The sequence below is a fragment of the Streptomyces sp. NPDC012637 genome, from assembly GCF_042954805.1.
In the GTDB taxonomy this organism is placed as follows: Bacteria; Actinomycetota; Actinomycetes; order Streptomycetales; family Streptomycetaceae; genus Streptomyces.
The window spans coordinates 631,372-649,431 of sequence record NZ_JBIBDS010000001.1 but is presented as its reverse complement, the minus strand read 5'-3'; the positions used below and the strand labels follow the sequence as shown (position 1 = coordinate 649,431).

Sequence of the window (18,060 nt, the reverse complement as noted above, 5' to 3'; positions counted from 1 at the left end):
TATGCCGTCGACCACGCAGGACGGACGACGGCACCTGGAGGCTCCGGATGCAGGCATGGCGAGTGCACGAGAACGGCGAACCGGGCGAGGTGATGCAGCTCGACGAGACCGACAGGCCCGTGCCCGGCGAGGGCCAGGTGCTGCTCAAGGTGCGCGCCACCGGCCTCAACTTCCCCGACGCGCTGCTGTGCCGGGGCCAGTACCAGGTGCGCCCGCCGCTGCCCTTCACGCCCGGTGTCGAGATCTGTGGCGAGACCGAGGACGGCCGCCGCGTGATCGCGACGCCCGTCCTGCCGCACGGCGGACTCGCCGAGTACGCGGTGGCCGACGCGGCCGCGCTGCTCCCCGCGCCCGAGGCGCTGGACGACGCCGAGGCCGCAGCCCTCCACATCGGCTACCAGACCGGCTGGTTCGGCCTGCACCGCAGGGCCGCCCTGAAGGAGGGCGAGACCCTGCTCGTGCACGCCGCCGCGGGCGGCGTCGGCAGCGCCGCCGTCCAGCTCGGCAAGGCGGCCGGCGCCACCGTCATCGGTGTCGTCGGCGGCGCCGACAAGGCCTCCGTCGCCCGCGGACTCGGCTGCGACACCGTCGTCGACCGGCACGCGCAGGACGTCGTCGCCGCCGTCAAGGAGGCCACCGGAGGCCGGGGCGCCGACGTGGTCTACGACCCGGTCGGCGGCGCCGCCTACCAGCAGTCCGCCAAGCTCGTCGCCTTCGAGGGCCGGATCGTGGTCGTCGGCTTCGCCAGCGGCAGCATTCCCAGCCCCGCCCTCAACCACGCCCTCGTGAAGAACTACTCGATCGTGGGTCTGCACTGGGGTCTGTACAACCTCAAGGACCCGGCCGCCGTCCTGCGCTGCCACGAGAACCTCACCGAACTCGCCGCCAAGGGTCTGATCAAGCCGTACGTGAGCGAGCGCGTGCCCTTCACGGGCGCGGCCGACGCCGTGCAGCGGCTCTCCGAGGGCGTCACCACCGGCCGCCTCGTCGTCCTCCCGGAAGGATCCCGGGCATGACGCAGACCGCGCTCGACTCCGCCGAACTCGTCGACCGCACCCGCCGGTTGCTCGCCGATCACCCGCCCGCGACCACCGGCCGCACCGAGTTCCTGCGCGCCCGCTTCGACGCCGGGCTCGCCTGGGTGCACTACCCGGTGGGCCTCGGCGGCCTCGGCGCCCCGCGGTCGCTCCAGGCCGTCGTCGACGCCGAACTCGCCGCCGCCGGAGCCCCCGACAACGATCCCCGCCGGATCGGCATCGGCCTCGGCATGGCCGCCCCGACCCTCCTCGCCTACGGCTCCGAGGAGGTCAAGGAGCGCTTCCTGAAGCCGCTGTGGGTCGGCGAGGAGGTCTGGTGCCAGCTGTTCAGCGAGCCCGGCGCCGGCTCCGACCTCGCCGCCCTCGGCACCCGCGCCGTCCGCGACGGCGACGACTGGGTGGTCAACGGGCAGAAGGTGTGGACCTCCAGCGCCCATGTGGCCCGCTGGGCGATCCTCATCGCCCGTACCGACCCCGACGTGCCCAAACACCGGGGCATCACCTACTTCGTCTGCGACATGACCGACCCGGGGGTCGAGGTCAGGCCGCTGCGCCAGATCACCGGCGAGGCCGAGTTCAACGAGGTCTTCCTCACGAACGTCCGCATCCCCGACGCCCACCGCCTCGGCGAGGTCGGCGACGGCTGGCGGGTCGCCCAGACCACCCTCATGAACGAGCGGGTCTCCATCGGCGGCGCCCGGCTGCCCCGCGAGGGCGGCATGATCGGCAAGGCGGCCGAGACCTGGCGCGCCCGCCCCGGCCTGCGCACCCACGACCTGCACCGCCGGCTCCTCGACCTCTGGGTGGACGCCGAGGTCGCCCGCCTCACCGGTGAGCGGCTGCGCCAGCAGCTCGTCGCGGGCCAGCCCGGCCCCGAGGGCAGCGCCATGAAGCTCGGCTTCGCCCGGCTCAACCAGGCCATCAGCGCCCTGGAGGTCGAACTCCTCGGCGACGAGGGCCTGTTGTACGGCGACTGGGCGATGGTCCGGCCGGACCTCGTCGACTTCACCGGCCGCGACGCGGGCTACCGCTATCTGCGCTCCAAGGGCAACTCGATCGAGGGCGGCACCACCGAGGTGCTTCTCAACATCGTGGCCGAGCGGGTCCTCGGCCTGCCGCCCGAGCCCCGCAACGACAAGGACGTCGCCTGGAAGGACCTCGCCCGATGACGCGACAGCCGGATCTGCTCTACTCGGAGACCGAGGACGACCTGCGGGCCGCTGTCCGCGCGCTGCTCGCCGACCGGGCCGACGCCCAGGCGGTGCTCGGCCGGATCGAGGGCGAGAGCCCGTACCTCCCCGGACTGTGGGAGGCCCTCGCGGGCGGCATCGGCGCCGCCGGGCTGCTCGTCCCGGAGAAGCTGGGCGGCCAGGGCGCGAGCCACCGCGAGGCGGCCGTGGTCCTCGAGGAACTCGGCCGGGCGGTCACCCCGGCGCCGTATCTCACGAGCGCGGTCGTGGCGACCGGGACGCTGCTGGCGCTCGGTGCCGAGGACGGCCCGGCGGCCGACCTGCTCGCCGGGCTGGCGAGCGGCGAACGCGTCGCCGTGCTGGCGGTGCCGTTCGCCACCGCACCCGGCGCGGTGGCCGAACCCGCCCGCCGTGTGCCCGCCGTCGCGGACGCCGCCGCGGCCGACGTCCTCCTCGTCCCGCGTCCGGACGGGCTGTACGCCGTCGACGCCGCCGACGCCGTGGTCACCCGGCAGTCCTCGCTCGACCTGACCCGCCCGCTGGCCGTCGTCGACGCGAGCGGCGCCGCGGGTGTCCGGCTGGCGGGCGCCGAGGACGGGGGCGCCGCGGTCCGGCAGGGGCTGCTCGCGGGCGCCGGGCTGCTCGCCTCCGAGCAGCTGGGGATCGCCGAGTGGTGTCTGGAGGAGACCGTCCGGCACACGAAGGAGCGCCACCAGTTCAACCGGCCGGTCGGCTCCTTCCAGGCGCTGAAGCACCGGATGGCGCAGCTCTGGCTGGAGCTCGTGGGCGCCAGGGCGGCGGCCCGCGCCGCCGCCGACGCCCTCGCGGCCGGGGCCCCGGACGCCGCCCTGACCGTCGCCGTCGCCCAGGCCTACTGCTCGAAGGTGGCCGTCCACGCGGCGGAGGAGTGCGTGCAGCTGCACGGCGGCATCGGCATGACCTGGGAGCACCCGGCGCACCTGGCGCTCAAGCGGGCCAAGTCCGACGCGATCGCCCTGGGTTCGGCCGGCCGGCACCAGGACACCGTCGCCGACCTGGTGGACCTGCCGGCGCCGAGGTGAGCGTCCGCGGCGGCCGCAGGAGCGGTCGGTAAGGGGCCCATGTGTCCGCACCCCTTTACATACTGTTTAATTGCGAAGTCTTCGCAATAACAGATGATCTTCAAAAGGGGTGTGGACACCATGGCCAGGACGGCCGCCCGACCGGTCCGACGCGCGTCCGCCGCGATGCTCGCCGGGGCCACCGCCCTCACGGCGGCGGCCTGCTCGAACCCCGGCGGCGGCGCCGGATCCCGCAGCACCGAGGACTCCGCCGTCGTCGGCATCGCCTTCGAGCCCGAGACCCTCAGCCCCCTCCTCGGCTACGGCAAGGACGGCAACTCCAAGATCTTCGACGGGCTCCTCGCCTTCGACGCCGGCATGAGGCTGCGGCCCGCCCTGGCCGCGTCGCTGCCCACCGTCAGCGCCGACGGCCTCACGTACACCTACAAGCTGCGCCGGGGCGTGACCTTCAGCGACGGGAAGCCCTTCACGGCGAAGGACGTCGTCTTCACCTACCGGACGATCCTCGACCCGAGGACCAACAACCCGTCACGGACCGAACTCGACGCCCTCGAGGACGTGAGGGCCACCGGCGACGACACCGTCGTCTTCACGCTCAGGTACCCGTACGCCCCCTTCGCCGAGCGCACCGTCCTCGCCATCGCGCCCGAGCACGTCGCCGGCCGCCAGGACGTCAACACCGGCTCCTTCACGACCAGGCCGGTCGGCACCGGCCCGTACGTCCTCACCGGCTGGTCCAAGGGCGAGAAGCTCACCTTCCAGGCCAACCCTCGTTACTGGGGCGGCGTCCCGGCCGTGAAGAAGTTCACGATGGCCGTCGTCAAGGACGACGACGTCCGCGCCACCCGGCTGCGCGCCGGCGACCTCGACGCCGCGATCCTCCCGCCCGACCTCGCCGCCGGATTCAAGGGCGACAAGGCGAAGAAGACCTACACCGCCACGACCTACGACTACCGCACGGTCACCCTGCCCACGCACAACCGGGTCGCCGGCGACCCGGCCGTCCGCCGCGCGCTCGACGTCGCCGTCGACCGGCAGACCATGGTCGACAAGATCCTCGACGGCGCCGGCAGGCCCGCCTACGGACCCGTCCCGACCGACAGCCCCTGGTTCGCCAAGGGCACCGAACGCCGCCACGACCTCGCCGGTGCGCGGAAGATCCTCGACGAGGCCGGATGGAAGCCCGGCCCCGACGGCGTCCGCGTCAGGAACGGCGTCCGGGCCGCCTTCCCGCTCTGGTACCCCTCCGGCGACCGGCTCCGCCAGGACCACGCGCTCGCCTACGCCTCCGACGCCAAGAAGGCCGGCATCGAGATCACCACCCAGGCCGGCACCTGGGAGGTCATCGAACCGCGGATGAAGACCGACGCGGTCCTCGCCGGCGGCGGCTCGCCCGGCGACCCCGACTTCGACCAGTACCTGCTCCTGAAGTCCACCCTCGGCGGCGACGGCTTCAACAACATGGCCCGTTACGACGACAAGACCGTCGACCGCGCCCTGGAGGACGGCCGCCGGACCGGCGACCCGGCCAGGCGCAAGGCCGCGTACGACACCGTCCAGCGCGAGCTCGTCAAGAACCCCGGCTACACCTTCCTCACCCACGTCGACCACCTCTACGTCGTGAACGACCGCTGGGACACCGCGGCCGGCGGCCTCACCACCCAGGTCGAGCCGCACGACCACGGCCTCGGCTCCGGCCCCTGGTGGAACATCGAGGACTGGAAGCCCAAGAGCGGCGGAACGGGCACCGAGTGAGCCGCCGCCTCCCCTGGGCGGCCATGACACGGATGACGGGACGGCGCGCGCTCGCCGCCGTCCCCGTCCTCCTCGGCGTCACCCTCGCGGTCTTCGCCGTCGCAGCCGCCTCCCCGTTCGACCCGGTCAAGGCCTACGCGGGCACCGCGGGACTGACCGCCTCGCAGGAGAACCTCGACCAGATCCGGACCAACCTCGGCGTCGACCGGCCCTGGCCCACCCAGTGGTGGGACTGGCTCACCCGGGCCGTCCGGGGCGAGTTGGGTGACTCCGGCGTCATGCGCCAGCCCGTCGCCGACGTCATCGCCGAGCGGGTCGGCTGGTCCGCGCTGCTCGCCGCCACCGCCTTCCTCGTCGCGATCGCCCTCGGCACCACGCTCGGCGCGCTGGCCGGCCGCCGCCGCGGCGGCCTCCTCGACCGGACCGTCAGCTCCCTCGCGTACACCCTGGAAGCCGCGCCCGCCTTCTGGCTCGGCCTGCTCGCCATCTGGATCTTCGCCCTGGAGCTCGGAGCGCTGCCGGCCGGCGGCCTCACCGACACCGCCAGCGACACCGTCACCGCCGGCCAGGTCGCCACCCACCTCGTGCTGCCCGCCCTGGTCCTCGGCATCTCCCAACTGCCGTGGTTCTTCCTGTACGTACGCCAGGGCGTCGGCGACGCCCTGGAGGAGGACCCGGTCCGCGGCGCCCGCGCCCGCGGTCTCGCCGAACGCACCGTCCTCACCGGCCACGCGCTGCGCTCCGGCATGCTGCCCGTGCTCACCCTCGTCGGCTCCCGCGTGCCCGAACTCATCACCGGAGCCCTGCTCGTGGAGACGGTCTTCAGCTGGCCCGGCATCGCCGCCGCCACCGTCCAGGCCGCCGTCTCCGCGGACTTCCCGCTGCTCGCCGCGCTCACCGTGCTCGCCACCGCCGCCGTGCTGCTCGGCAACCTCCTCTCCGACCTCCTCTACGGGCTCGCCGACCCCCGGGTGGGATTCGATGGCTGACACGCTGCGCGCGACCACCCGCCGACGGCCCCGCGCCGCCGCCCCGGCCGACGCCACCCGCCGGATCCGGCTGTGGGCGTCCGTCCTGACCCTCGGAACCGTCGCCCTCGCCGTCCTCCTCGTCCCGCCGCTGGTCCGGCTCGACGAACAGGCCGTCGACCTGGCACGGAAACTGCTGCCGCCGTCCTGGGAACACCCCTTCGGCACCGACGACGTCGGCCGCGACCTGCTGCTCCGCTGCGTCTACGGGCTGCGCGTCTCGCTCCTCGTAGGCCTGGTAGCCGCCCTCGCCGCCACCGTCGTCGGCACCGCCGTCGGCGGCGCGGCCGGCGCGCTGGGCGGACGCGTCGACCGCTTCGTCATGCGGATCGTCGACGCCTTCTCGTCCGTGCCGCACCTGCTGCTCGGCATCTTCGTCGTGGCCATGTTCCGGCCGGGGGTCTGGCCCGTGATCGTCTCCGTGGCGGTCACCCACTGGCTCTCCACCGCCCGGATCGTCCGCTCCGAGGTCCTCTCGCTGCGCTCCCGGCCCTTCGTCGACGCGGCGATCTCGGGCGGCGCGTCCCGGTGGCGGATCGCCGTGCGGCACCTGCTGCCGGCCGTGCTGCCCCAGGCCGGGCTCGCCGCCGTGCTGATGGTGCCGCACGCCATGTGGCACGAGTCGGCCTTGTCCTTCCTCGGTCTCGGCCTGCCCAGCCACCAGGCCAGCCTCGGCAACCTGGTGCAGGGCGCACGCTCCTCGCTGCTCGCCGGCGACTGGTGGCCGACCCTCTTCCCCGGCCTCTTCCTCATCGTGCCGACCCTCGCCGTCGCCGGTCTCGCCGGCGTCTGGCGCGACCGGCTCAACCCGCGCCGCCGATCGGAGCTGATGCTGTGACCGCCCCGGACGCACACCTCGTACGGGCGCTCGAAGCCGTCACCGCCGAACGCGCCGCCGACGCCGTCCTCAGCGTCCGCGGCCTCACCGTACGCTTCCGGATGCGCGGCGGCCGGAGCGTCGCGGCCGTCACCGACGCCGACTTCGACCTCGCGGCGGGGGAGTGCCTGGCCCTCGTCGGCGAGAGCGGCTGCGGCAAGTCCGTCCTCGCCTCCGCTCTCCTCGGCCTGCTCCCCGGCAACGCGGAGACGGAGGGCACGGCGCTGCTGGCGAGCGGCCCCGGCCCGCACGGCGGCGACCGGCACGGTGGGGGCCGACCGCACGCCGGCGCCGGGGAACGTCCTGCCCTCGACCTGCTCGCCGCCGACGAGCGGACGCTGGCCCGGACCGTACGCGGCCGCCGCATCGGCCTCGTACCGCAGAGCCCGGCCGCCCACCTCACCCCGGTGCGCACCGTACGGGCCCACCTGGAGGAGACCGTGCGGGCCCTCACCGCCACCCCGCGACGCGAGCGGCGCGCCGTGGCGGAAGCCGCCGCCGAGCGTGCCGCGTTCCCCGCCGAACACCTCGACCGCTACCCGCACGAACTCTCCGGAGGCCTCGCCCAGCGAGCCGCCACCGCCCTCGCCCTCATCGGCGACGCGCCGCTGCTGCTCGCCGACGAACCCACCACCGGACTCGACCGCGAACTCGTCGACCGCACCGCCGACGAGCTGCGCCGTCACGCGGACGGCGGCAAGGCGCTGCTGCTCATCACCCACGACCTGGCGGCAGCCCGCCGGGTGGCCGACCGGGTGGCCGTCATGTACGCCGGACGCATCGTCGAGATCGCGCCCGCCGCCCGCTTCTTCGGCGAACCCGGACCCCGGCACCCGTACGCGCGCGGACTCCTCGACGCCCTGCCCGAGCGGGAGTTCACCCCCGTGCCCGGACTGCCGCCCGAACTGTCCGACCTGCCCGAGGGCTGCGCCTTCGCACCGCGCTGCGCCCGGGCGAGCGCGGCCTGCGCGGTGCGGCCGGAGTTCCTGGCGGGTGCCGCCTGCCACCATCCCCTGGGAGCGACCCGTGCTTGAACTCCACTCCGTCACCGCCGGGTACGAGCGCCGCGCGCCGGTCTTCCACGACGTCTCGCTGACGGTCGGCGCGGGCGAGTCCGTCGGCCTGCTCGGCCCCAGCGGCTGCGGCAAGTCCACCCTGGCCCGGGTCGCCGCCCTGCTGCACCGCCCGGACGCCGGCCGCGTCGTCCTCGACGGCACGCCGGTACGGGCCTGGCGCCACCGCGCCCCGCGCGAACAGCGCACCGCGGTCGGCGTGGTCTTCCAGCAGCCACGGCTCTCCGCCGACCCGCGGCTGCGGCTCGCCGACCTCGTCGCCGAGCCGCTGAGGGCCACCGGGCGACGCGGCGAGATACCCGCGCGGCTCGCCGAACTCGTGCCCGCCGTCGGCCTCACCGAGGACCTGCTCGCCCGCCGCCCGCACGAGGTCAGCGACGGACAGCTGCAGCGCGCCTGCCTGGCCCGCGCGCTGGTGCTGCGCCCCCGCTGGCTGGTCTGCGACGAGATGACCGCGATGCTCGACGCGTCGACGACCGCGGCCCTGGTGGCCGCCGTCGAGACGTACCGCGCCGAGACCGGCGCGGGGCTGCTCGCCGTCGGCCACGACCGGGTGCTCCTGGAACGCTGGTGCGACCGCACGGTCGAGTGGGCGGACCTGGCAGAAGCCCTGGCCGGCGCCTGAGGAACGGCCTGCTCCGGAAAGTCACCCGGATGGCCGCCCCGCCATACCGCCGTCCGGATCGTCCCTTACGTCACACTGTCCGCCGAAAGCCGCAATTCCGGTGCGGCGCGAGGAGGGTGAGTCCGGTGGCCATTTCCGTTTCCGTCGTCCTGCTGCTGCTGATCCTGGCGGTGATCTTCCTCCGCAACGGAGGTCTGAAGTTCTCGCACGCCATCGTCTGCGCCCTGCTCGGCTTCTTCCTGGCGAGCACCAGCATGGCCCCCACGATCCAGAACGGCGTCGCGGCCACCGCCAACGTGGTGTCCAGCCTGAAGCCCTGAGGGCCGAGGCCCCGAGCCTCGACTTCTGAGGGCAGACCTCGGCGCGCACCAGCGTTTCAAGGTCATGAAGTGCCCGTGAAACCGCGCGCATTTCCATGTACATCTCAAGCACTCGGGCCTAGCGTCGGCCGCCGGCGCGACCTTCGTACGGACCCGAGGAGCCGCATTGACCACCCGACCACCCCGCCGACGAGCCCGCGCACTCGCGCTGATCGCGGCGGTGGGCGCGACCGCCCTCGCGCTCGCCACACCCGTCGCCCTCGCCGACGAGATACCGCTCGCCCCGGGCCACCGGCTCGTCGACCACTACGACGGCGCCCCCGCCACCGCGCGACCGGTCCCCGGCGAGGCCCCGCCCCAGCACCCGTACCTCGCACCCAACGGCCGCAGCGGCATGCACGCCGACGCCGCGGGCAGCGGCACCCACCCCTACTCAGGGCCGCTGGGCCGCGACCCGAAGGCCGACAGCGAGAAGATCGCCGCCCTCGGTGGCGAGTGCGCCACCGTCACCTTCGACGCCGCCGGCCGCCTCGTCACCGTCTGCGGCACCTTCAGCGGCTTCCTGCTGAAGCTGCTCGACCCGCGGACCCTGGGCACCCTCGCCGAGTACCAGCTGCCCCAGCGCTCGTCGACCGTCGAGGCCATCACCCGCCTCGACTTCGAGAAGATCTTCAAGGACACCTCCGGCGGCGCCTACTTCTACCTCGACGACCGCGACCGCGTCGTGCTCGCCGACTCCCGTCAGCACGTCCTGCGCATCGCGCACCGTCAGAAGGCCGACGGGGCCTGGGAGTTCGTGGTCGAGGACGACTGGGACCTGACCTCGCTCGTCCCGCACGACTGCGTCAGCTGGACCAACCTCTTCCCGAGCGGCGTCTGCGACCCCGTCACCTCCGTGATGCCCGACTGGCAGGGCCGCATCTGGTGGGTCACCCGCCTCGGCCGGGTCGGCACGGTCGATCCCGCCACCGGCGCGCTGCGCGCCGTCCGGCTCGACGGCGAGGAGATCCAGAACTCCTTCTCCGTCGCCGAGGACGGCGTCTCCATCGTCTCCGACCACGCCCTCTACAGCTTCCGCGCCGACGCCGACGGAACCCCCCGCGTCCAGTGGCGGCAGACCTACGACCGCGGCACCGGCACCAAGCCCGGCTCCGTGAACCAGGGTTCGGGCACGACGCCCGACCTCTTCGGCCGGCGCGGTGCGCGGTACGTCGCCATCACCGACAACGCCGACGACCGGATGAACGTGCTCGTCTACCGGCGCGGTACGGACGTCGCCGAGGCCGACCGCCTCGTCTGCAAGGTCCCGGTCTTCGGCGCCGGCGCCTCCACCACCGACAACTCCCTGATCAGCTGGGGCGACAGCCTCGTCGTCGAGAACAACTACGGCTACGAGAACCCCACCTCGCTCACCTTCGGCCGCAGCGTCGTCGGCGGCGTCACCCGCATCGACGTCCGGCCCGACGGCAGCGGCTGCGACACGGTCTGGGAGAGCGACGTCCGCTCGCCGTCCACCGTGCCGAAGCTCTCCACCGCCAACGGCCTGCTCTACTTCTACGAGAAGCGCCCCCACCTCCTCGCCATCGACGCCTGGTACCTCACCGCCGTCGACTTCCGCACCGGCGCACGCGCCTGGTCCCGCTTCACCGGCACCGGCCCCGCCTACGACAACAACTGGGCGCCGATCACCATCGGCCCGGACGGCACCGCGTACGTCGGCGTCTTCAACGGCATCGTCTCCGTCCGCGACGGCGGCTGAGCCCACGCACACGGGTGCCCGGGACCCCGCGGTCCCGGGCACCCGCATCCCGTGGGGGGCACCGCGGAGATCACTCCATTTCGGGCATCTCGCCGACCGTCGTCCGCACGTCGATCACCGCGAACGCCGCGCCCTGCGGGTCGAGCAGGGCCGCGAAGCGGCCGAAGGGGCTGTCCATCGGGCCGAAGACCTTGCGGCCGCCCGCCGCCTCGGCGGCCTCGACGGCCTTGTCGCAGTTGTCGACGGCGAAGTAGATCTGGATGTACGCGGGGATCTCGGCCGGGAAGTCGTCCGCGGTCATCACCATGCGGCCGAGCACCTGGTCGGCACCGAGCTCGAAGACCCGGTAGTCCATGTGCTCGTCCTTGATCTTCTTCGACGAGTAGCCGAAGACCTCCGTGTAGAACGCGTCGGCCTTCGCCGGCTCACGGGTGAACACCTCGGCCCACACGTAGCTGCCCGTCTCGCCCTGCAGCTCGAAGCCCTCGTGGACACCGGCCTGCCACACGCCGAACACACAGCCCGTGGGGTCCTGTGCGAGGCACATCGAGCCGAAGTCGCCCACCTGCATGGGCTCCATCAGCAGCGTGCCGCCCGCGCCCTTGATCTTCTCGGCGGTGGCCGCCACGTCCGGCGAGGCGAAGTACAGACACCAGGCCGAGTGCGTCTCGCCGTCCTGGTCGGGCATCGGCGGGACGACCGCCGCGACCGCCTTGCCGTTCTTGTACGCCTGGGTGTAGTTCCCGTACTCCGAGGAGGCCTCACCGAAGGTCCAGCCCAGTACGTCGCCGTAGAACGACTTCGCACCCTCGAGGTCGGTGAACATCGCGTCGGTCCAGCACGGCGCGCCCAGATTTCGTGAGGTCATGACGATGACTCTCTTCCGGATCGTTGACGTCGTTGTCTGTACGCCACGCTAGCCACGTCCGCCCGGCTCCGCTCGGTGACGCACGGTGGTGGACGGGTGTTCGAGTGAACATTCAGCGACGGTACTCCCGCGCGTGCGGGAACAGCTCCTTGACCAGCGTCCAGAACACCGGGAAATCGGGGATGTCCTTCGCCTCACGGGCCCAGCGGCCCGCCCCGGCCGTCCGCACCACGACCAGACCGTCCCCGCGCCACTCGCAGCCGCGCACCCGCTCCCAGGCCGCCGTCCCGGACGGCAGCGCGATGCCCCGCCCGTCTACGGCGACCTCGCCGAACGCGACCCGCTCGCCGGCCTCCAGGGCGGTCACGGCCGGCTGCAGCGCGCGGCGTACGGTCTCGTCCAGGACGATCTGGGCCAGTTCGCGGATCTGCGAGTCCGCGGGCCCCGCCACCGTCTCCTCGTTCAGGAACCCGCCCACGGTGACCCCCTGCCGCCCGCCCGTCAGCAGCCGGTACGCGTAGTGCGTGCCCGTGTAGCAGCCGTTCACATGGGTGCGGGTGACGTCCTGGTGCATCGCCGTCACGGCCCGCCAGGGCACCGCCCGGGCAGCCCCTCCCTCACCGGGACAGACCAGGCCCCGCTCGTACAGGTACACGTACTCGTCGGGCCGCAGCCCCGCCGGAGGCGGCCGGAACGAGCGCCGGAGGAACCAGCCGAGCGCGCCGAACGGCACCAGTAAGAGCGGTACGCCGAGCCAGACCCCCACCAAGCGGGTGGCGACCGCCGGGAGCGCGAGACCGGCCGCCGCAAGGAGGATCAGGAGCAGCGTCCGGCGGCGTCGCCGCCCCGGCCGAGCCGATGCCCGTGCGTCGTCGCAGTGCCGGGCCCGGAAAGCCCGTAAGTAGACACCCAGTCCCGCCGCGCGTGCGGCACGCGTCGCCGCCTCGTCCGGCGGGGGCACCGTCACCCGGTCGAGCCGCTCCATAGCGCATCCCCCCGACGGCATGATGTCAGCGGTCGGGGGGCCGTGCCAGGGTCCGTGCGGTGCCGAAGGTGCCGGCGGTACCGGCGGCCTTATCGGTGACGACGGCCCGTGCGGTGTCCGCGGTCTCGCCGACCTGTCCGGTGTCCGCGGTCCGGTCCGTGGCTGAGGTCTCACCGACTCGTACCTTCCCTCCGTTCCCTCCGTTCCCTCCGTTCCCTCCGGTCCCTCTGTTCCCTCCGTTCCCTCTGGTCCCTCCGTTCCCTCTGGTCCCTCCGTTCCCTCCGGTCCCTCCGACGATCCGCCGGAAGTGCGGGCAGTCGGCGATGTCCGGGTGGTCGCACCCGAGCGCGCACTCGATCAGCTCCAGCCTCGCCCGCGCGCGGGCGATGTCGGCCCGCAGCGCCTCGGCCCGCCCGCGCAGCACCTCCCGGCGCGCCTCGGGGTCGCCGCCGGCGGTGAGCACCGCGCGGATCGCGTCCAGTCCGAGCCCCGCGTCCTTGGCGCGCAGGATCACCGCCGTCCGGACGACGTCCGCCGTCCCGTACACCCGCCGGCCGGCCGCGTCCCGCGCCGGACCGAGCAGTCCGACGCTCTCCCAGTGCCGCAGTACGTGCGTCGCGAGGCCGAAGCGGTCGGCCAGCGCGCCGATGCCGATCCGGACGCCGGAGTCCATGCCGGCGTCTCCGGCTGCGTCGGCCGGTCCGCTTGACTTCATGTCGACATGAACCGGCAGCGTGGCACCCATGTCCACGACTCACCTCCTGTCCCTGCTGGATCGCTTCGACGACCTGCCGTCGGCGCGCCGGCTGCGCACCGCCGGCTACGAGCTCCTCGGCGCCGCCCCCGGCTCCCGGATCCTCGACGTCGGCTGCGGCACGGGCCGCGCCGTCGCCGAACTCGCCGGGCGGGGCGTGCGCGCCGAGGGCGCCGATCTCGCCCCGGAAGCGCTCGCGGTGGCCCGCGCGCGCCACCCCGGGCTCACGTTCCATCATGCCTCCGCCGGTGAACTGCCCTTCCGGGACGGCAGCTTGGACGGATACCGGGCCGACAAGCTGTACCACGAGCTCGCCGAGCCCGGGCACGCTGCCGCCGAGGCCCACCGGGTCCTCGCGCCCGGCGGCCGGATCCTGCTCGTCGGCTAGGACTGGGACGCCTTCGTCCTCGACTCCGGCGATCCCGTCCTCACCCGCCGTCTCGTCCACGCCCGCGCCGACCGGATCCCGTCCCCGCGCGCCGCCCGGGGCTACCGCAACCTGCTCCTCGACACCGGGTTCACGGACGTCACGGCCGAGGTCCGCACCGCCGTCCTGACCGGCCCGGAGGGGCTGCCGCTGGTCGCCGGTCTCGCGGAGTCGGCCCGTGCGACGGGCGCCGTCCCCGCGGCGGACGCGGACGCCTGGCTGAGCGACCAGCGGTGCCGGGTCGCGTCCGACCGCTTCTTCCTGGCGCTGCCGATGTTCCTGGCCGCGGCCACCCGGCCCTGACGCCGTCCCGGTCGCGCTTCAGCGGCGCGGCGTCATGCCGTATCGGTGGAACGGGCCCTGAGCAAGCGGGAGTTCGGGCCGCCAGAATGCGAGGGCCTGGGCGGAGGGCACGAACAGGGCCTCGGGCAGCCGGTCCGGCGCGAACCACTCCCAGCGCTCGATCTTGTCGGGCTCGGCGACGGCCGGGGTGCCCGTGTGGGCGTGGACCACCGTCGCCGCCGTCAGCCGGGTCAGCTCGGCCGAGGTCTCGGTGTCGAGCACCAGGCCGATCACGGACACGTCGGCCGGGTCGGCGACGAGCGTGGTCTCCTCGGCGAGTTCACGCACGGCGGCCTGCTCGATGGACTCGCCCGGGTCGACCTTGCCGCCGGGCAGCTCCCAGACGCCGGAGCGGTGCAGCCCGAGCAGGACGCGGCCGGCCGCGTCCGTCACCACGACACCCGCGCCCAGGGAGGCCTGGGCCGCGGGCGGCTGGACGTTGCGGTGGGCGGGGTCGGTCATGGCGTCTCCTCGTACGGGGCCGGTGCGCCTCCCACCCAACACCATGGCACCGACAGCCCGGACGGCTCCTGCCGCGCCCGACCGCACCGACCACTCCGGACGGCTCCTGCAGCGCCGGTGGCTGCTGCGGTCCCGACGGCCCCTGCCCGGACCGGCCCTGCGCTCCCCGACGGCCCCTGCCCGGACCGGCCCCGCCCTCCCTGCGGCTCCTGCGCTTCCCGTCATGACTACAAGACCGCGATCCCCAGCGGCCGCGAACCGGCGGCGAGCCGGTGCGAGGAACCGTCCGTCAGGTCGACGACGGTCAGGCCGTCCCAGTACCCGTCGCGGGTGAAGCCGCCTGTCACATAGGCGGTGCGGCCGTCGTCGGACACGGCGACGTCCTCGTGCGGGCCGTCCAGCGGGAAGACCCGCTCGGTGCCGTCCGGCGCCCGGACGGTGAGCGAGGGGCCGCGGTCGGTGGCCGGGTCGACGGGGCCCGTGCCGACGGTGAGCAGGGTGCCGTCGGGAGTGACCGTGGTGCCGTGCTGGTGGGTGTTCGCCGTCGTACGCCGGACCTCGGAGCGCCCGGTGGCCGGGTCGACCACGACGAGCTTCTCGCCCTCGAAGGGCAGCAGCAGCCGCCCGTCGGAGGGGCGCACGGCGGCGTAGTGCGGCTTCAGCCAGGAGCCGAGCCCGCCCTCGGTGCCGTACGGGGCCACCTCGATCCGGCGGGTGCGCAGGCTGTCCGCCCGCACCACGGTGACGTCGAAGGAGTCGTGGTTCGTCGCGTACACCTCGGAGCCGTCGCGCGAGACGTCCACGTCGAAGGGCCGCCGGCCGACCGGGACCCGGTCGGTGACCTCCAGGGCCGCGGTGTCGATCACCTCCAGGGTGCCGTTGCCGCCGGGCACGTTGACGCCGACGTACACCCGTCGTCCGTCGGGGGAGAGCGCGATGCCCATGCCGCCGCCCCGGTACTCGCCCGTCGTCGCCGGGCCGGTCGCCGTGCGGTACGGCACGAGGGCGAGGCGCGCCCGGGTCCGGGTGTCCACGACCGCGACGCCCTCGGCGGTGGCGACCCAGGCACGGCCGTCGGCGCCGACGACGAGCCCGTACGGCGCGGTGCCGACCTCGACGGAGGCGAACGCGCCGCGGGCCGGGTCGACGAACGTGACGGTGTCGGAGCCGAAGTCGGCGACGAGGAGGGTGCCCGATGGGGTGGTGCCGCCGGTGGTCCCGGATCCGGCACCCGAGGCGGAGGGTGCCGGCGCGGCCGCGGCCGGCCTGTTCCCGGCGGTCCGGGCGGGCTCGCCGCCGCCCTGCGCGCATCCCGCGAGCAGGGCGACGGAGGCGGCCAGCACGGCGAGGGCGCGGGATCGGTTCATCGGCGGGCTCCCAGGAACGTGAGCGGTCGGGCGGCGGGCGGGCAGCCGCCGCGAGGGGGAGAGGGGACCAGGCGGACGGGTCCGGCCCCGTCTCCCATGCTCAGGGCGTTTCCGCCCGCGCGGGTCAACCGTTCGGCTGACCCCGGCATCCGTCCCGCACGCCCCGGCCGCACCCGCCCGGCGCCGCTGCGGCATACTGACGCCCCCTCGATCAACAAAATGTTTAAGGAGGAGTCTTGGCCGCCAGTTTCAAGACGGTCATCGAGGTGGCCCCGGCCCACCTCGGTCAGGCGGAGGCCCTGGCCCGCGCCTTCCAGGACGCGATCGCCCCCGCCACCGTCAACTTCGACTTCGACCACATCCGCGACGCCGCCGCCGCGCTCCCCGACAGCGACATCGTCAGGATGGTCCGCGGCTGGGGTCTCCAGGACGAGGCACCCGTCCTGGTGATGGTCCTCTCCCTCAAGGAGGCGGTGCGCCAGGCGCTGCCGCCCGAGGCGGCGGAGGCCGCCTTCTGGGGGACCGTCGAGCGCGAGCTCGTCGGCGCGTTCACGGGCCTCGCCGACCAGGAGGGCCTGCCGGGCCTCTCGTACTACGAGGAGGGCACGGAGCGCACCCGTTACTACCGTGACGTGTTCTTCGCCCTCCAGGACGAGGAGACGGGCGCCTACCTGTACGCCGTCGCCTTCTGCATCGACGTCACCATCGGCCGCGACAAGGCCCGCGTCGGAGCCCTCGTGATGACCGACACCGTGCCGTTCGCGATCCGGCTCAACGCGATCGTGGTCCGCCAGGACCTCGCCCCCGCCGCGGCCTGACCCTTCCGCGACCGATCGAGGCCCGCCGTCCCGGGCCGTGGTCAACCGCCCTACCGGAAGGTAGCGTCCGTGCCGGGGGCCCGCCGGGGCACCGGCGAGCGCGGGCGCGAGGGTGAGGGCGAGGGGCACGATGAACCAGCGGTTCGGCGACTACCAGAACGAGATCTACCTCAACGGGCTGTTCGGCACCCTGCCGAGGCTCCCGATGGACTTCGCCGAGCTCGAACGACGCGCCGAGGCCGCGCTTCCGCCCTCCGTCTGGTCGTACGTCGCCGGCGGCGCGGGCGACGAGAGCACCCAGCGGGCCAACACCGAGGCCTTCGGGCGCTGGGGCCTGATGCCCCGGATGATGGTCGGCGCCGAACGGCGGGACCTCTCCGTCGAGCTGTTCGGGCTCCACCTGCCCACCCCGCTGCTCATGGCGCCCGTCGGCGTCATCGGCCTGTGCGCCCAGGACGGGCACGGCGACCTCGCCACCGCACGCGCCGCCGCCCGTACCGGCGTCCCGATGATCGCCTCCACGCTGGGCGTCGACCCGCTGGAGGACGTCGCCGCCGAGTTCGGCGACACCCCCGGCCTCTTCCAGCTGTACACCCCGACCGACCGCGCGCTCGCCGAGAGCCTGGTGCACCGCGCCGAGGCGGCCGGCTACCGCGGCATCGTCGTCACCCTCGACACCTGGGTCACCGGCTGGCGCCCCCGCGACCTGGCCACCGGCAACTTCCCCCAGCTGCGCGGCCACTGCCTGGCCAACTACACCTCGGACCCGGTCTTCCGGGCCCGTCTCGCCAAGGCGCCCGAAGAGGACCCGCAGGCCGCCGTCCTGGAGTGGACCGGCATCTTCGGCAAGCCGCTGACCTGGGCCGACCTGCCGTGGCTCCGCTCGCTCACCGAACTGCCCCTGATCCTCAAGGGCATCTGCCACCCAGAGGACGTCCGCCGCGCCCGGGACGGCGGCGTCGACGGGATCTACTGCTCCAACCACGGCGGCCGCCAGGCCAACGGCGGACTGCCCGCGCTCGACGCGCTGCCGGAGGTGGCCGCCGCCGCCGACGGACTGCCCGTGCTCTTCGACTCGGGCGTCCGCAGCGGTGCCGACGTGGTCAAGGCGCTGGCGCTCGGTGCCACCGCCGTCGCCGTCGGCCGCCCGTACGCCTACGGCCTGGCCCTCGACGGCACCGACGGCATCGTCCACGTGCTGCGCTCGCTGCTCGCCGAGACCGACCTGATCATGGCCGTCGACGGCTACCCGGCCCTCGCCGACCTGCGCGCGGAGGGTGCGCTGCGCAGGCTCTGAGCGCGCGGGCACGGC

At 73.9% G+C, this 18,060-nt stretch carries 18 protein-coding genes; 13 read left to right on the top strand and 5 right to left on the bottom strand.

Annotated features, from left to right (window positions below; translation table 11 throughout):
* Positions 1-47: 47 nt before the first annotated feature.
* The 10 genes from ACFY8W_RS02935 to ACFY8W_RS02890 all read left to right on the top strand — a co-directional run bounded on the left by ACFY8W_RS02935 (position 48) and on the right by ACFY8W_RS02890 (position 10,725).
* Entirely contained in the window at positions 48-1,016 is a 969-nt protein-coding gene (locus ACFY8W_RS02935) for a zinc-binding dehydrogenase (protein ID WP_391099395.1), read from the top strand.
* Positions 1,013-2,206 carry an acyl-CoA dehydrogenase family protein gene (locus ACFY8W_RS02930; protein ID WP_391099393.1) on the top strand — a complete coding sequence of 398 codons (1,194 nt, stop codon included), beginning with the start codon at positions 1,013-1,015 and terminating at the stop codon, positions 2,204-2,206. The genes ACFY8W_RS02935 and ACFY8W_RS02930 overlap by 4 nt, the downstream gene beginning before the upstream one ends.
* Positions 2,203-3,288 (top strand): acyl-CoA dehydrogenase family protein, encoded by a 1,086-nt coding sequence (locus tag ACFY8W_RS02925; RefSeq protein ID WP_391099391.1) that lies wholly within the window; start codon positions 2,203-2,205, stop codon positions 3,286-3,288. Before ACFY8W_RS02930 ends, ACFY8W_RS02925 begins: the two co-directional genes overlap by 4 nt.
* 120 nt (positions 3,289-3,408) lie before the next feature.
* Positions 3,409-5,043, top strand: a complete 1,635-nt coding sequence (locus ACFY8W_RS02920; RefSeq protein WP_391099389.1) for an ABC transporter substrate-binding protein — start codon at positions 3,409-3,411, stop codon at positions 5,041-5,043.
* Positions 5,040-6,032 (top strand): ABC transporter permease subunit, encoded by a 993-nt coding sequence (locus ACFY8W_RS02915; protein ID WP_391099387.1) that lies wholly within the window; start codon positions 5,040-5,042, stop codon positions 6,030-6,032. Before ACFY8W_RS02920 ends, ACFY8W_RS02915 begins: the two co-directional genes overlap by 4 nt.
* Positions 6,025-6,909: an ABC transporter permease subunit gene (locus ACFY8W_RS02910; RefSeq protein ID WP_391099384.1), complete on the top strand. Its 885-nt coding sequence runs from the start codon at positions 6,025-6,027 to the stop codon at positions 6,907-6,909. The genes ACFY8W_RS02915 and ACFY8W_RS02910 overlap by 8 nt, the downstream gene beginning before the upstream one ends.
* A gap of 101 nt (positions 6,910-7,010) precedes the next feature.
* Positions 7,011-7,982 carry an oligopeptide/dipeptide ABC transporter ATP-binding protein gene (locus ACFY8W_RS02905; RefSeq protein WP_391101687.1) on the top strand — a complete coding sequence of 324 codons (972 nt, stop codon included), beginning with the start codon at positions 7,011-7,013 and terminating at the stop codon, positions 7,980-7,982.
* On the top strand, positions 7,975-8,646 hold the full coding sequence (locus tag ACFY8W_RS02900) for an ATP-binding cassette domain-containing protein (RefSeq protein ID WP_391099381.1): 672 nt from the start codon (positions 7,975-7,977) through the stop codon (positions 8,644-8,646). The genes ACFY8W_RS02905 and ACFY8W_RS02900 overlap by 8 nt, the downstream gene beginning before the upstream one ends.
* A 125-nt stretch (positions 8,647-8,771) precedes the next feature.
* Positions 8,772-8,966 carry a hypothetical protein gene (locus tag ACFY8W_RS02895; RefSeq protein ID WP_391099379.1) on the top strand — a complete coding sequence of 65 codons (195 nt, stop codon included), beginning with the start codon at positions 8,772-8,774 and terminating at the stop codon, positions 8,964-8,966.
* A gap of 166 nt (positions 8,967-9,132) precedes the next feature.
* Positions 9,133-10,725 (top strand): hypothetical protein, encoded by a 1,593-nt coding sequence (locus ACFY8W_RS02890; protein ID WP_391099376.1) that lies wholly within the window; start codon positions 9,133-9,135, stop codon positions 10,723-10,725.
* A gap of 70 nt (positions 10,726-10,795) precedes the next feature.
* Here ACFY8W_RS02890 and ACFY8W_RS02885 read toward each other — a convergent pair whose 3' ends face one another.
* From ACFY8W_RS02885 to ACFY8W_RS02875, 3 genes are all read right to left on the bottom strand, one after another.
* Positions 10,796-11,593, bottom strand: coding sequence for a VOC family protein (locus tag ACFY8W_RS02885; RefSeq protein ID WP_391099374.1), 798 nt, complete (start codon positions 11,591-11,593; stop codon positions 10,796-10,798).
* Between the two features lie 112 nt (positions 11,594-11,705).
* Positions 11,706-12,578: a DUF6585 family protein gene (locus ACFY8W_RS02880; protein ID WP_391099372.1), complete on the bottom strand. Its 873-nt coding sequence runs from the start codon at positions 12,576-12,578 to the stop codon at positions 11,706-11,708.
* Between the two features lie 25 nt (positions 12,579-12,603).
* Entirely contained in the window at positions 12,604-13,293 is a 690-nt protein-coding gene (locus tag ACFY8W_RS02875; RefSeq protein ID WP_391099370.1) for a MerR family transcriptional regulator, read from the bottom strand.
* 28 nt (positions 13,294-13,321) lie between these two features.
* Here ACFY8W_RS02875 and ACFY8W_RS02870 point away from each other — a divergent pair, with 28 nt between their 5' ends.
* Complete coding sequence (locus ACFY8W_RS02870) at positions 13,322-13,720, top strand: methyltransferase domain-containing protein (RefSeq protein WP_391099368.1); 399 nt, start codon at positions 13,322-13,324, stop codon at positions 13,718-13,720.
* Positions 13,721-14,080: 360 nt separating this feature from the next.
* Here the strand turns inward: ACFY8W_RS02870 and ACFY8W_RS02865 are convergent, their stop codons facing one another.
* Both ACFY8W_RS02865 and ACFY8W_RS02860 read right to left on the bottom strand, forming a co-directional pair.
* A complete protein-coding gene (locus ACFY8W_RS02865) occupies positions 14,081-14,563 on the bottom strand; it encodes an NUDIX domain-containing protein (RefSeq protein WP_391099366.1) in 483 nt (160 codons plus the stop codon).
* A 227-nt stretch (positions 14,564-14,790) separates the two neighbouring features.
* Positions 14,791-15,930: a beta-propeller fold lactonase family protein gene (locus tag ACFY8W_RS02860; protein ID WP_391099363.1), complete on the bottom strand. Its 1,140-nt coding sequence runs from the start codon at positions 15,928-15,930 to the stop codon at positions 14,791-14,793.
* Between the two features lie 236 nt (positions 15,931-16,166).
* On the opposite strand from ACFY8W_RS02860, the gene ACFY8W_RS02855 reads away from it, so the two are divergent.
* Both ACFY8W_RS02855 and ACFY8W_RS02850 read left to right on the top strand, forming a co-directional pair.
* Entirely contained in the window at positions 16,167-16,748 is a 582-nt protein-coding gene (locus tag ACFY8W_RS02855; protein ID WP_391099360.1) for a Type-2Aa cytolytic delta-endotoxin, read from the top strand.
* Between the two features lie 130 nt (positions 16,749-16,878).
* Positions 16,879-18,045, top strand: a complete 1,167-nt coding sequence (locus tag ACFY8W_RS02850; protein WP_391099358.1) for an alpha-hydroxy-acid oxidizing protein — start codon at positions 16,879-16,881, stop codon at positions 18,043-18,045.
* The last annotated feature ends 15 nt before the right edge of the window (positions 18,046-18,060 follow it).

Coding starts and splice junctions, on each gene's coding strand:
- ACFY8W_RS02905 (WP_391101687.1), top strand. CDS start 7,011: ATGCGCGGCGGCCGGAGCGTCGCGGCCGTCACCGACGCCGACTTCGAC.
- ACFY8W_RS02920 (WP_391099389.1), top strand. CDS start 3,409: ATGGCCAGGACGGCCGCCCGACCGGTCCGACGCGCGTCCGCCGCGATG.
- ACFY8W_RS02850 (WP_391099358.1), top strand. CDS start 16,879: ATGAACCAGCGGTTCGGCGACTACCAGAACGAGATCTACCTCAACGGG.
- ACFY8W_RS02935 (WP_391099395.1), top strand. CDS start 48: ATGCAGGCATGGCGAGTGCACGAGAACGGCGAACCGGGCGAGGTGATG.
- ACFY8W_RS02910 (WP_391099384.1), top strand. CDS start 6,025: ATGGCTGACACGCTGCGCGCGACCACCCGCCGACGGCCCCGCGCCGCC.
- ACFY8W_RS02875 (WP_391099370.1), bottom strand. CDS start 13,293: ATGAAGTCAAGCGGACCGGCCGACGCAGCCGGAGACGCCGGCATGGAC.
- ACFY8W_RS02860 (WP_391099363.1), bottom strand. CDS start 15,930: ATGAACCGATCCCGCGCCCTCGCCGTGCTGGCCGCCTCCGTCGCCCTG.
- ACFY8W_RS02865 (WP_391099366.1), bottom strand. CDS start 14,563: ATGACCGACCCCGCCCACCGCAACGTCCAGCCGCCCGCGGCCCAGGCC.
- ACFY8W_RS02925 (WP_391099391.1), top strand. CDS start 2,203: ATGACGCGACAGCCGGATCTGCTCTACTCGGAGACCGAGGACGACCTG.
- ACFY8W_RS02880 (WP_391099372.1), bottom strand. CDS start 12,578: ATGGAGCGGCTCGACCGGGTGACGGTGCCCCCGCCGGACGAGGCGGCG.
- ACFY8W_RS02885 (WP_391099374.1), bottom strand. CDS start 11,593: ATGACCTCACGAAATCTGGGCGCGCCGTGCTGGACCGACGCGATGTTC.
- ACFY8W_RS02930 (WP_391099393.1), top strand. CDS start 1,013: ATGACGCAGACCGCGCTCGACTCCGCCGAACTCGTCGACCGCACCCGC.
- ACFY8W_RS02870 (WP_391099368.1), top strand. CDS start 13,322: ATGTCCACGACTCACCTCCTGTCCCTGCTGGATCGCTTCGACGACCTG.